A 13,479-nucleotide genomic window follows, 5' to 3' on the forward strand; every position below is an offset into this window, starting at 1 on the left:
GCCGTCCGCCTTGCGGTTGGCGATGTAACCGCCCGTGGGGTCGGCGGCGATGTTGAAGTTGTTCTGCCACCACTGGGCGCGCTTGGCGAAGTCGGTGCGGGCACGCGTGTGTGCCGCCCCCTTTCGCATGCCTACGACTCTTAGCTGGTCATCGCCCGTGCCTGCGCGTACACGTCGAAGACGGCCAGGGACAGCGGGATCAGGGTGAGCAGGACGAAGCTCTCGGCGATCTCCAGGAAACGGCCCCAGAAGGGGGTGACTCCACGCTTCGGGGTGATCAGGCCGACGGCGGTGACCAGGGCGGTCGATGCGGCTACGGCCGCGGCGAGCCAGACGCTGCGGATGTCGAGGGAGTTCGGGTCGCCGAGGAACGCGTCCCGCACGTACGCGTGCGGCGGGTTCAGCGCGAGGCCGAGGCCCAGAAAGACGAGGGCGGCCAGGCCCGCGGCGAGGGTGGCGCCGACCTGGGCGGTGTAGCGGAACAGGTGGGCGCGCATCAGCATCGCGATGCCGGTGGCGAGGGCGAGGAGCTGGGCCCATACGTCGCTGGAGAAGCCGAGGACGATCGAGGCACCCACGGAGACGAGGGCGCAGCCGCCGACCAGGCCGACGAGGAGTTCGTGGCCGCGGCGGGCGCGGGCGGCGATGCGTTCGGCGTCGACGGGCTCCTGGGCGACGGGTTCGCCGTCGCCGTAGCCGCGGTTGGGGTTGGGCGGTTCGAAGCCGATGGGGAGGCGGGCGAAGCGCATGGACAGGCCCGGCAGGAAGGCGAGCGCGCACACGGAGAGCGGGGCGCAGATCGCGGCCGTCTCGATGGGCTTCAGGTGGGCGAGCATCGCGGTGAACGTCGTCAACAGGCCGATGGCGGAGGCGAAGACGAAGGCCACGAAGGGGCCGTCGCCGCCGGGTGACACCAGGGTGAGGACGACGGCCGCGACGAGGACGGCGGCGCAGGCCAGCAGGAACTGGAGCCGCCCGATGCCTTCTCCTTCGGAGAAGGGGAGCAGTCCGGAGCCCGCCACGGCGATGTTCGGGAGCGCGCCAAGGCCCAGGGCGACCGCCGAGCCCCGGTCGTCGTACACGCGTGCGCGTACGCAGGCGATGGTGACCAGGAGGATGCCGGCGAGGCCGGCGACGATGCCCTGGAGGCCGTTCATGTCGTGGTGGATCTGGGAGCTCCAGGCCACGAACGCGAGCAGTGCGGGCAGGACGCCGCCCGCGACGAGACCGGCGGCGCGCGTCAACTCGCCGTTCCACAGGGCGCGGTCACGGGTGACGGCGGCGGCGACCGCCTCGGAGACGTCGTCGTAGACGGCGGGCGGCAGCGAGTCGGCGAAGGGGCGCAGGGTGAGGAGTTCGCCGTCGAGGATGCGCTGGGCGGCGAAGGAGCGGGCGCCGTCGAGGACGGCGCCGTCGCGGCGGACGAGGTGGTAGCCGACGGGGGCGCCCTCGGTGAGGCTCTGCTGGGAGAGCCTCAGGATCTCGGGGTAGAGGTCGGCGACGGGTACGTCGTCGGGCAGGGCCACGTCGATCCGGCTGTCGGGCGCCACGATGGTGACCCGGCAGAAGCCGAGGCCCGTGCCCGCCCCGGATGGGGCTCCGCTGCCCGTTCCGCCGGTCGCGCCCGCCGGCGCGGAGGCCGTGATGCTCACCTGCTGTTCCCCCTTGTCAGTGACGGACGGTCCGCGAAAGGTGCCGCGCGCGTCCGTCGTGAAGTTCCGCCGTAAAGATCCTGTGCAGGTCGCGCCGTACCGTCCGTCCCGCCGGTCGGCCGCGCCGTAGCGCCCCGCGCTCAACGGGATCCGGCGGGATTCGCCCGCCGCGAACACTGCGGTTTTGCCCGGTTTTCCCGGAACGATTCGCAACTGCTCACACGTCTCACGGGCACCCTACCGCCCGTCGTTGTCAGTGGTTGTCAGTAGGATCGCGCAGTGCGGATCGGCGTCCGCCCGACACGGGGCGGCGGACGTAAACAACTCGGTCCGGCAAGGGAATTGGTGCTTAGTGAGCCAGATCGTCGTCAAGCGCCCGCCGAGGTCGCTGCCGAAGGAAGTGCCCACGGACGAGGTCATGCTTCAGGCTCCGCCGGAGCTGCCGCGCGGCCAGCAGGAGGGCGCCCTGATGCAGCTCCTGCCCATGCTCGGCATGGGCGGGTCCGTGGTGTTCTTCTTCAACCCCAGCGCCCAGCCCTTCATGAAGATCATGGGCATGGTGATGATCGCGTCCACGGTAGCGATGGGCATCTCGATGCTGGTCCGCTACCGCCGGGGCAACCAGGGGCAGATGGCCGACATGCGCCGTGACTATCTGCGCTATCTGTCCCAGACCCGGCGTACGGCCCTGGAGACCGCGCGGGCCCAGCGCGACGCCCAGTACTACCTGCACCCTTCGCCGGAGCAACTGTGGGCGCTGGTCGCCGAGGGCAGCCGCGTGTGGGAACGCCGCACCAGTGACGAGGACTTCGGGCAGGTGCGGGTCGGCCTCGGCCCGCAGGGTCTCGCCACTCCCCTGGTGCCGCCGGAGACCGCCCCGGTCGACGAGCTGGAGCCCCTGACCGCGGGCGCGATGCAGCGTTTCCTGGCCACGCACGGCACCCTTGAGGACCTGCCGATGGCGGTCTCGCTGCGCGCCTTCTACCACGTGACGGTCAGCGGCGAACCGGCCACCGTGCGCGGCACCGCGCGCGCCCTCGCCGCCTCCCTCGCCTCGCTGCACTCCCCCGAGGACCTCGTCATCGCCGTCGCCACCGGGCGCGAGTCGGTGCCCGAGTGGGAGTGGGCCAAGTGGCTCCCCCACGCGCAGGCGCCGGGTCTCGCGGACGGCGCGGGCAGCATGCGCCTGATCGCCACCGACCCGATGGTGCTGGAGGAGATGCTCACGGAGCGGCTCCAGGGCCGGCCGCGTTTCCACCCGGCCGGAGCGCCGGTGCCCGAACAGCCGCACCTGGTGGTCGTGTTGGACGGCGTCTCCCTGCCGCCCACCTCCTTCCTGGCCAGCCCCGAGGGCCTCCAGGGCGTGACGATCGTCGAGGTCGTGCCCGGCGACCTGAACAGCGGGCGCGGTGACCTCTCGGTGGTCGTGCACCCGAAGGAACTCCGCCTGGAGTCGGGCCACGGCATGGTCTACGAGGGCACGCCGGACGTCCTGTCGTACGAGGCCGCCGAGGCGCTGGCGCGTCAACTGGCGCCGCTGCGCATGGTGTCGGGCGGTGACGACGACGAACCGCTGCTCGCCAACCTGGAGTTCACGGATCTGCTGAACCTGGGCGACGCGGCCTCCGTCGACCCGAAGCGGACCTGGCGCCCGCGCTCCACGGCGGAGCGGCTGCGGGTGCCGATCGGGCTCGGTGAGGACGGCCGGCCCGTGATGCTCGACCTCAAGGAGGCGGCCCAGGAGGGTATGGGCCCGCACGGCCTGTGTGTCGGCGCGACCGGTTCCGGCAAGTCGGAGCTGCTGCGCACCCTGGTCCTCGGCCTCGCGGTGACGCACTCCTCGGAGACGCTGAACTTCGTCCTCGCGGACTTCAAGGGCGGTGCGACCTTCGCCGGTATGGCGCAGATGCCGCACGTGGCGGCCGTGATCACCAACCTGGCCGACGACCTGACGCTTGTCGACCGCATGGGTGACTCGATCCGCGGTGAGCTGAACCGCCGCCAGGAGATGCTGCGCGACGCGGGCAACTATGCGAACATCCACGACTACGAGAAGGCGCGCGCCGCGGGTGCCCCCTTGCAGCCCGTGCCGTCGCTCGTCCTGGTGATCGACGAGTTCAGCGAACTCCTCACCGCCAAGCCGGACTTCATCGAGATGTTCGTGCAGATCGGCCGCATCGGCCGTTCGCTGGGCGTGCATCTGCTGCTGGCCTCGCAGCGCCTGGAGGAGGGCCGACTGCGCGGCCTGGAGACCTACCTCTCGTACCGGATCGGTCTGCGCACGTTCTCGGCGGCCGAGTCGCGGGCCGCGCTCGGGGTGCCGGACGCGTACGAGCTGCCGAACGTGCCGGGTTCCGGCTTCCTGAAGTACGGCACCGACGAGATGGTCCGCTTCAAGGCGGCGTACGTCTCCGGGGTGTACCGCACCGGTTCGCAGCAGGCCGCCGCGCTCGGCGGGCCGCTCCCGGTGGACCGCAGGCCGGTGCTGTTCACGGCGGCGCGGGTGCCCGTGCAGTACGCGCCCGTGCCGCGTCAACGCCAGGCGGAGACGCCGGACGAGAAGGACGACGCGCTCGCCGACACCGTGCTCGACGTGATCGTGCGGCGGCTTGAGGCGCAGGGTCCGGCCGCCCACCAGGTGTGGCTGCCCCCGCTGGACAGCCCGCCGTCGCTCGACTCCCTGCTGCCCGGACTCGCGGCCGTACCCGGCCGGGGCATGACACAGCCCGGCTACGAGGGCGCGGGCCGGCTCGTCGTCCCGGTCGGCCTGGTCGACAAGCCGTACGAGCAGCGGCGCGACCCGCTGTGGACCGACTTCGGCGGCGCCGCCGGTCATATGCAGATCCTCGGCGGTCCGCAGTCCGGCAAGTCGACGCTGCTGCGCTCGCTCATCGCGTCGTTCGCGCTCACCCACACCCCGCGCGAAGTTCAGTTCTACGCACTGGACTTCGGCGGTGGCGGCCTGTCGGCGGTGGCCGGTCTGCCGCATGTGGGCGGGGTCGCCTCCCGCCTCGACCCCGAGAAGGTCCGGCGTACGGCGGCCGAGGTGTACGGCGTGATGACCCGCCGCGAGGAGTACTTCCGTACGGCTGGGATCTCCTCGATCGCCGAGTTCCGCGCCCGCCGCGCGCGGGGCGACATCTCCGTGACGGATCAGCCCTGGGGCGACGTCTTCCTCATCATCGACGGCTGGGGCAACTTCCGTACGGACTATGAGGCGTTGGAACCGGTCGTGCTGGACATCGCGGCCCGCGGCCTCGGATACGGCATCCATGTGATCCTCACCGCTTCGCGCTCCATGGAGGTCCGCGCGAACATGAAGGACCACCTGATGAACCGGCTGGAGCTGCGGCTCGGCGACCCGATGGACTCGGAGTTCGACCGCAAGGTCGCCGCCAACGTGCCCACGGGCGTGCCCGGTCGGGGCCAGACCCCGCAGAAGCAGCACTTCATGGCGGCGGTCCCGCGGATCGACGGCCTCTCCTCGGACACGGACCTCGCGGAGGCGACGACGGCCCTCACGGCCGAGGTCGCCCGGCACTGGCAGGAGCCCGGCGCGCCCGAAGTCCGCCTGCTGCCACGGGAGTTCGCGGCGGTCCGGCTGCCGTCCGGCGACCGGTTCCCGAACCGGGGCGTCTCCTTCGCCCTCGACGAGGACAACCTGGAGCCGGTGTTCGTCGACTTCGACCAGGACCCGTTCTTCCTGGTCTTCGGCGAGAGCGAGTCCGGCAAGTCGAACCTGCTCAAGCTGCTGATCAAGCGCCTCGGCGAGCGCTACGACGGCAACGCGTGCAAGCTGTTCGTGGTCGACAACCGGCGTTCCCTGCTGGGCGTTACCCCGCCCTCGCACCTGGCCGAGTACATCCCGATGTCGAACCAGATGCAGCACCACATGGACGCGCTGGCCGACCTGATGCAGCGCCGGACGCCGACGTCGGACGTCACTCCGCAGCAGCTCCGGGACCGGAGTTGGTGGCGGGGGCCGCAGGTCTTCGTGATCATCGACGACTACGACCTGGTGGCCACGTCCAGCGGCAACCCGCTGTCGGGCCTGACCGAACTCCTGCCGTTCGCACGGGACGTGGGCGTGCGCTTCATCATCGCCCGCTCCACGGCGGGTGCGGGGCGCGCCGGTTACGAGTCGTTCATGCAGCGCATGAAGGAACTCGGCGCCCAGGGCGTCGTGTTGGCGGGCGACCCGGCCGAGGGCGACCTGCTGGGCGGGGTCAGGCCGCGGCCGATGCCCGCCGGGCGGGGTGTGTTCGTGTCCCGGAAGCGGGGCAAGCCGCTGGTCCAGATCGGCCGGGTGGCGGACAGCGACGAGTAGGGCCCGGTTCCTCAGAACGTGGTGAGGGCGACGACTTTGCTGTCGTGCATGAGGAAGACGCGGTTTCCGTCGGCGGCGAGGCGGGTGTAGTCGGTACGGGGGAACTCGTACCGCCACAGCCTCCCCCCGTCGACCGCCTTCGCGGCGTCGAGTTCCATGGGTTCGGTCTGCACCACGCTCTTGTCGATCGACCAGACCGCGTGCCCCTGCGGCAGCACACGGCCCGCGTAGAGAGCGGTGCCCGCGGATTCGGAGTAGCCGGACCACAACTGGCCGCCGTCACGCGGGTCCAGGCGTCTGGGATAGATGCCCTCCGTGGCGTAGAGCCTGTTCCCGGAGACCGTCACGGGGCCCCATCGCTCCCGGTAGGGGTCCCCGTGGGGCTTGACGCTCCAGATCCGCTCCCCGTCGGCGATCCGTACCGCCTCCAGGGTGAAGCCGCCGAGGTAGGCGGTGGTGCCCCGGACGGCCGGCCGGAGCCCGATGGGGACATGGTCGAGGCGATTCCACGCCATACGGCCGTTGCTCGTGTCGACCGCCAGGAAGTTGCCGTCGGTCGTCCCCATGACCAGTCGGCCCGGGCCGACGGCGGCCGGGGCGAACACCTTCTTGCGGAAGTCGGCCGGGACCGTCGCCGTCCATCCGACCTTCGCGTCCGCGCGGCGCACGCTGCGCAGCCGGTCGTCCTTCGTGATGACGTACACCGACTCCGCGTCGGCGCCGAGGAGTTGGGCCGCCTCGGCCGCCGGGCAGGTCCACTTGGCCTCACCGGTGGAGGGGACGTACGTACGCAGCGCGCCCTGGCTGTCCGTGCCCACGACAAGCCGGTCGGAGAGCGACAGATAGCCGCTCTTCGTCACGACGCGGGGCGCGCTCCAGCGGCGCCTGCCGTCCTTGACGCCGTAGGCCACGATCCCACCGCTCGCGGCACCGAAGACGAGGACGTCCCGCACCGGCAGCAGATACGGCGAGTAGACGTCGGCGGCGTTCTCCAGTGTCCAGAGGCCGGTGGGCCGACCCAGGGAGCCGGAGGCGCGGTCGGCGATGACGGCCATCCTCGCCGTGGGGGTGGGCACCGCCGGCGGAACGGTGAAGGGGCTGTTCGCCAGGCGGACGCTTGTACCCCCGTCCGACGAACCGAGCAGCCAGGCCGTCGTACCGCCCCCGGCGGCGAGCACGACCCCCGTGGTGGACAGTCCGGTGACCAGCCGCCGCCGCGTCAACAATCGTCTCTCGCGCGGGAGTTGGGCGGTCGTGTCGGTGGTCATGCGCCGGGCGCCGGTCTCCCGCTCCTTGATGGAGTCGGCGAGCCGTCCCCGCTTCCAGGCCCGGCCGGCGCGCTTGGGGACGTCCATCGCCCGTACGATCTCGGCGGGTTGGGGACGCGCCGCCGGGTCCTTGGCAAGGCAGGGTCCGACGAGCGCCCTCAACTGCGGCTCCACGCCGTCGAGTCGGGGCTCCCCGTGGACGACCGCGTACTGCACGACGGCCACATGGGAGCCCTCGAAGGCACGCTGTCCGGTGAGCGCGTAGGCGAGCACCGCGCCGAGCGAGAACACGTCCGCGGCGGGGGTCACGCGCTGGCCGAGGACCTGCTCGGGGGCGCCGTAGCCCGGGGTGACGGGGGCCTGGCCGGTGGTGGTGAGGGTCAGTCCGTGTTCGGGGCGGGCGATGCCGAAGTCGATGACGCGTGGCCCGTCCGAGGTGAGCACGATGTTCGGCGGCTTGAGATCGCGGTGGATGAAGCCCGCCGCGTGGATGTCGGCGAGGGTGTCCGCGAGGGAGGCGCCCAGGGCGCGCAACGCGGGCTCGGCGAGCGGGCCGTGCGCCTCGACCGCCTCGGCCAGGGTGAGTCCGGCGAGGAACTCGCTGGCGATCCACGGCCGCGCCCCCTCGGTCCGGGCCTCCAGTACGGCGGCAACTCCCTTGCCCCGTACGGCCTGTGCGGCCTGCGCCTCGCGCACGAAGCGCCGGGCGAGCTCGGTGTCGTGGGCGAGTTCGGGGCGCAGCACCTTCACGGCGGCGAGGGTGCCGGGGCCGTCCTGGCCGAGGTAGACCTTGCCCATGCCGCCTTCGCCGATGACGCCGAGCAGACGGTAGGGACCGAGGCGGATCGGGTCACCGGTGCCGAGAGGGTTCATCGTGGGTGTCCTTCTGCGGGTGGGGCGCGGCGGTCACCTGAGCGGGTAGGCGGACAGCCGGTCGTCGTCCACGGCGAGGACCAACCGGGCCTCCGGGAACGCGTGGAAGTGTTTTCCCGCCGTCCGATACGTAAGTACGGTTCTGTGCCCCGTGAGGTTCACCGCCCTCAGTTGCAGCCCGTTGCGGTAGTACGCGTAGCGGGTGCCGACGACGGGCTGCCAGAGGGTGTAGGCCTCCGCCGCCTCCGAAGTCGCCTCGGTCCACAGGACCTTGCCGGTCGCGGCGTCGATCGCCGTGAGCCCGATGCCTGAACCGACGGTGTACACCACCCCGTTCGCGAGCGTCGGCGGGCCGTAGATCTGCCCGGCCGCGGTGGCCCACCCCAGCGCGCCGTCGCTGAGCCGCAGCGCCCGCAACTGGGTGCCACCGAGGTAGAGATACGTCTCGTCCACGGCCAACTCGCCGCGGATCGCGTCGGGTTCGCTGACGTTGTACGGCAAGTCCCACAGCACCGCACCGCTGTTGACATCCCGTACGACGACGTGTGTCTGTGTCTCCGCCGTCGCCTGAAGGGTCACCAGGCGCTCCCCGACGACCTTCGCCGCGACGAAGTGCAGCCGCCGACTCCCGCTCGACCGCCGCGGCAGGGGCTGCGTCCAGCGCGTCCGGCCGGTCCCGAGGTCGGCGGCGCGCAGCGTCCAACTCTGCGCGGGCAGGAAGCCCTTGTCCGCCGGGACCTGCCCCTGACCCACCGCCACATAGGCGATGTCGCCCACGACGCACAGGAGTTGGTTCGGTACGAGGGTGGGTGTGGCGTCCGTGAGGGCGACCGGGGTCGGTCGCGTGGCGTCCTCGTTGCCGTTCCAGATATCGACGTACACCGACTCCGCCACCTTGGCGGGGTCGTGGCCGAGCAGGTACAACTGCCCTTCCTGTACGGCCGTTTGCCACCAGTTGGCGGTGACGCGCGCCTCGCCCCGCGACCGCCCGGTGGTCGGTGCGAGGCGTTCGGCGGTCGCGTTCAGCGGCAGCCAGATCGACCCGTCGGCCTGATACGGCACGACCAGGCCCCAGCCCAGCACATCGAGGTCCTTGCCGCCGTACTGCCACAGCGGGTCGAGGTTGCGCGTCTGCGGCGGCGCCTTCGTGGCGGGGGTGGCGGTATGTCCACGTCCCCGGTACCACCAGACGCCACCCGCGGCGGCGGTCGCGGCGAGCGCCCCGCTCACGGCGAGGAGCCCGCGGCGCGAGGGACCGGAGACGGATGTGACCTCGACGGCCCCGTCGACGGCCACCTCGTCGGCCACCGGTGCGGGCAGCCGCGGCGGCACGGTCTGCCATACGTCGGCGGCCCGCCGCCCGATCTCCGCGAGCACGGCATCGGGCAGCTGCTCGGCGAACTCGCCGCTGCCGTCATGCAGTTGGGCCGCGAGGTAGGCCAAGTAGGGGCGTTTCTCCGGCTCCTTGGCCAGACACCGGTCCAACAACGGTACGAGCGGCGCCGGTACGCCACGAAGGTCCGCCTCCGCGTACCGCACCCGGTACATCAGATCCGCGGGCTGCCCGCCGCCGAACGGGGCCCGCCCGGTGGCCGCGAACACGAGCACACCGGCCAGCGCGAAGACGTCACCGGCCGCGTCGTGCTCCTGCCCGGCCGCCTGCTCCGGGGACATGAACGCGGGGGTGCCGACCGAGGCACCGGTACGGGTCAGCCGGTCGTCGCCGATGGCCCGCGCGATCCCGAAGTCGATGATCTTCGGGCCGTAGGCGGTGAGGAGGATGTTCGACGGCTTCAGGTCGCGGTGCACGACGTCGGACCGGTGGAGCTGGTCCAGCGCGGCACAGAGTGCGGCGCCCAGCACCCGCACCGACCTCTCCGGCAGCGGCCCCGCGCTCAGCACGGCCTCGTCGAGGGCGGGCCCGAGCACGAACTCCGTTGCCAGCCAAGGGGTTTCGGCGAACGGATCGGCGTCCACGACCCGGGCCCCGAACCGGTCACCGATGACCCGGGCCGCGTCCACTTCGAGCCGGAACCGGCTACGGATGCCCGGGTCGGTCGCGATCCGGGCGTGCATGGTCTTGAGCGCGACCGTACGACCGCCGATGCCCCGCGCCATGTACACCGTGCCCATGCCACCGCTGCCGAGCCGGGCAACGAGCCGGTACGGACCGAGAGTTACGGGGTCGTCGTGGGCGAGGGGGGTCGGCATGGGGCTTCTGACCCTTGTCGTCAGGGGCTGTGGTGGGTACTGCGTACCGCGGCCGATACGACGCTCACTCCCGGCCGCGACTACGGGGACAACTGCACCTCGGCAGCCAGCACGGAGGCCGACTGATGAGCGACGGCCGCGACGATCCGGGCGGGCAACCAGCCGACGCCGAGCCAACCACCCCCTGCGGGAACGGCAGTTCGGGAGTCGGGCGCCAGCTCCCCGATAATGTCAGAGAGTTGAGGCCGATGGGCCGGATCACGCGCCAAACACCGCGCCACCAGCGAGCGCAGCACGGCCGGCAACTCCCCCCGCTCCGGCGCCGTATGACCCGTGGCGGCGTACGCGAGCGTCGCACCCAGCGCATATACGTCACCCAGCGGACGCGGCTGCCCACCGGCCGCCTGCTCGGGCGGAAGACTCCCGGCGTCCAGCCCCGGCGCTCCCCACCGCGGCGCGCCGTCCGGCCCGGCGGCCCGCACCGCCCCGAAACAACCGAGCCGAGGCCCGTCGGCGGCGAGCAGCACGGCCGCAGGACACACCCCCGCGTGCGTCAACTCCTGCCCGTGCAGCACCGCGAGGGACTCCGCCAGCGCTACGGCGAGCGCGAGCACGGTCCGCTCGGGCAGCGGACCGCCGTTCACCGCGAGGGCTCTGGGGAGGGGCAGCGCGGGCACATAGGGCCGGGCGTGCCACGCCTCGCCACCCGGGGCGGCGAGTTCGACGGCCGGCAGCACCCAGGGCCCGAGCAGATACCGCGAGATGTCGGCCTCCGCCATGAACCGCCCCGGGTCGGCCTTCGGCAGGGGCGCACTCAGGAGGACGGTGCGGTCACCGTCCGGGCTGCGGGCGATGAACCGGCGTTCGGGGGTGGGGGGTTGGGCGGGGGCGTGCGTGGAGGTGCTGCTGTCGAACCGGGTGACGACCGTGTAGGGGCCGATCCGCCGCGTCGTAGCCATGGACATGGACAGTTCGCTACCCTCCCTCCGGCATGGGCGCGTGCCCAACCCTCTCGTGCAGGGGCTCGGTACGGCAACAGGGTGGGCGCCTCCCGCGCGCACCCACCCTGTGTTGCTTTTGCTGCTGTTGTTGTTACTGCTGTTGCTGCGTGCCTCGTCCTACTGGAAGTAGCTGGCGGCCTTCTTGTCGCCCTCCATGTAGGTACCGCCCGACGTGTACACGACGTGGCCGATGCCGGTCAGCGCGGTGTGGATGTCGTTGGCTTCCTTGTCCCACCGGTGCAGCTTCTCGTTGAAGGTGTTCTGCGCGTCACCTTCCCAGTACTGCAAGCTCTTCACGACCAGCGCGCGAAGCTCCTGAAGGTCCTGCTCCAGCTGCTTCGCCTCGTTGCCGATCTTGGTGGCCGCGAAGTCCAGCCCGTCATAAGTGACGGAAAGGCCGTCGGAGTTACGGCTCATGCGTGTGTACCTCGTCTCGTTCGTATGGGGCTGTGGGCGGCGTGGCTCAGTAGGAGCTCAGCGAGGACGTGGGCACGGTCGGTGCGCCGTCCTGGAGGTCGATCTTGTTGACCGCCGCGCGGACCTCGTCTTCCTTGCTGTCCTTGATGTTGCGCGTCGCGGTCATCGCTTCGATGACGTCACCGAGGATGGTGCCGATCTTCTGCAACGACTCGTTGATCTCGTACTGCTTCTTGTCGAACGCGGCACGCCCGATACCGTGCCACTGGCCCTCAAGCCCGTCGATCACACCCTGAAGCCCGTGTACACGCTTGGCGATGCCGTCGTACTTGTCGAGCATCTGCTTCTGAATATCGACTACTGCGGCATCTTCGAGCTTCTGCTTGTTGGACATGGTCAGCTCACCCTTCTTGTGTTGACTGATTCGCGGTCTGGCTGGAAATCCCGGTCACCTGGCCCGCCGCGCACGCGCTACGGCCACGCCCACGCCGCCGATGACGAGCACGGCGGCGGCACCGCCGAGCGCGATCCAGAGCGTGTTGCTGTCGCTGGACGACTGTGCGCTTGACCCTGCGGCTGAGGTGCCGCCGGTTGAGGTTTTTTGCTGGGGTTGGGAGGTGGCAGATGCGGACGGGGAGGGTGACGACGTCGTTGCCGACTTTGCCAGCAGGTCCCCGCCGTTGTCTTTCGCAAGGGGATCGACGTTCGCCGGGCCGGCATCGTAGTTGGCGTTCTCAAGGACTATCCGAGGCCTGATGAATCCATAGCCCGCGTACTTGCTCGGGTCGCCCTTCGCCCAAGTACGGCCCGCGGTGTCGATCAGGGAGCGGGTGACCTGGTTCACCGTCCAATTGGGGTGTGCGGACCAGATCAAGGCCGCTGCGGCCGAGGTGAGAGCTGCCGCCGCACTCGTACCGTTCTTGTCGTCGCAGTACGAGCGGAAGTTCGCATCACACCAACCAGGGAACCCATCACCGGGCGCAGCAAGATCAACGTAGTTCCCGCTTGAGGAAAACTTCGCCACCGTCAACGACTTGTTCGCCGCCGACACACCGAGCACGTACGGAAACGCGGCGGGATAGCCAATGCGACCCTCGGTCTGGCCCTCGTTGCCAACCGCAGCGACCAGCAACTTCCCCTTCGAAGCGGCGTATTTGATCGCTGCCTCTTCAGTGGAACTCGGCCCCTCCGACCCGAAGGACATGTTGATGATCTTCGCATCGGTGTCAGCTGCGGCCCTGATCGCCTCCGCAGGCTCGGGTGTCTCCTTCTTCTCGTCCGTCCCGCCCGTCAGATCGTCGAACTTGACCCGGTAAGGAACGATCTTGGCGCCGGGCGCGAGGCCCTGCAACCCGTCCTCTGCTCCAGTGCCCGCGATCAGCTCAGCCATGGTCGTGCCGTGGCCGTTGTAATCGTCCGTGGCTCGATAGGCCACGGACTTGGGCACCTCGTCCGTCAGGACCTGCCCCTTCAACGAGGGCGTGTTGGCGTTCACCCCGCTGTCGATGACCGCGACCTTGACTCCCTCGCCCGTGCTGACCTTCCACATCTGATCGGCCTGCATCGGGTCCAGATACCACTGTTTCGACTGAGCGTCGTAGGCTGCGGCGCTCGGGGCAAAGCCGACACTCACCGCAGCCAAGGCGCCGACAACCGCACCCACGGCGCGCGCTCGTCCGACATGACGCGTCAACGCCATTGACCGCCCTCGCTCGCGCCCAGTTGGCAAC

8 protein-coding genes are annotated in these 13,479 nt (G+C 70.6%); 1 reads left to right on the forward strand and 7 read right to left on the reverse strand.

Features of this window, described 5'->3' with window-relative positions; translation table 11 throughout:
* Positions 1-140: 140 nt before the first annotated feature.
* Positions 141-1,652, reverse strand: a complete 1,512-nt coding sequence (gene eccD, locus ACWIHT_RS19105) for a type VII secretion integral membrane protein EccD (RefSeq protein ID WP_456169288.1) — start codon at positions 1,650-1,652, stop codon at positions 141-143.
* Positions 1,653-2,004: 352 nt separating this feature from the next.
* Between eccD and eccCa the strand changes: the two genes are divergently transcribed.
* Entirely contained in the window at positions 2,005-5,979 is a 3,975-nt protein-coding gene (eccCa, locus tag ACWIHT_RS19110; protein ID WP_456169289.1) for a type VII secretion protein EccCa, read from the forward strand.
* A gap of 11 nt (positions 5,980-5,990) precedes the next feature.
* Here eccCa and ACWIHT_RS19115 read toward each other — a convergent pair whose 3' ends face one another.
* The 6 genes from ACWIHT_RS19115 to ACWIHT_RS19140 form a co-directional block, all read right to left on the reverse strand.
* Positions 5,991-8,120 carry a protein kinase domain-containing protein gene (locus ACWIHT_RS19115; protein WP_456169290.1) on the reverse strand — a complete coding sequence of 710 codons (2,130 nt, stop codon included), beginning with the start codon at positions 8,118-8,120 and terminating at the stop codon, positions 5,991-5,993.
* A gap of 33 nt (positions 8,121-8,153) precedes the next feature.
* Positions 8,154-10,331 (reverse strand): protein kinase domain-containing protein, encoded by a 2,178-nt coding sequence (locus tag ACWIHT_RS19120; protein WP_456169291.1) that lies wholly within the window; start codon positions 10,329-10,331, stop codon positions 8,154-8,156.
* An 80-nt stretch (positions 10,332-10,411) separates the two neighbouring features.
* Positions 10,412-11,290 carry a serine/threonine protein kinase gene (locus ACWIHT_RS19125; protein WP_456169292.1) on the reverse strand — a complete coding sequence of 293 codons (879 nt, stop codon included), beginning with the start codon at positions 11,288-11,290 and terminating at the stop codon, positions 10,412-10,414.
* 159 nt (positions 11,291-11,449) lie between these two features.
* Entirely contained in the window at positions 11,450-11,749 is a 300-nt protein-coding gene (locus tag ACWIHT_RS19130) for a WXG100 family type VII secretion target (RefSeq protein ID WP_043683472.1), read from the reverse strand.
* Between the two features lie 46 nt (positions 11,750-11,795).
* A complete protein-coding gene (locus ACWIHT_RS19135; protein ID WP_200683897.1) occupies positions 11,796-12,143 on the reverse strand; it encodes a WXG100 family type VII secretion target in 348 nt (115 codons plus the stop codon).
* A 54-nt stretch (positions 12,144-12,197) separates the two neighbouring features.
* Positions 12,198-13,448 (reverse strand): S8 family serine peptidase, encoded by a 1,251-nt coding sequence (locus ACWIHT_RS19140; protein ID WP_456169643.1) that lies wholly within the window; start codon positions 13,446-13,448, stop codon positions 12,198-12,200.
* Positions 13,449-13,479: the final 31 nt, after the last annotated feature.

Source organism: Streptomyces sp. NPDC002276 (assembly GCF_053891435.1).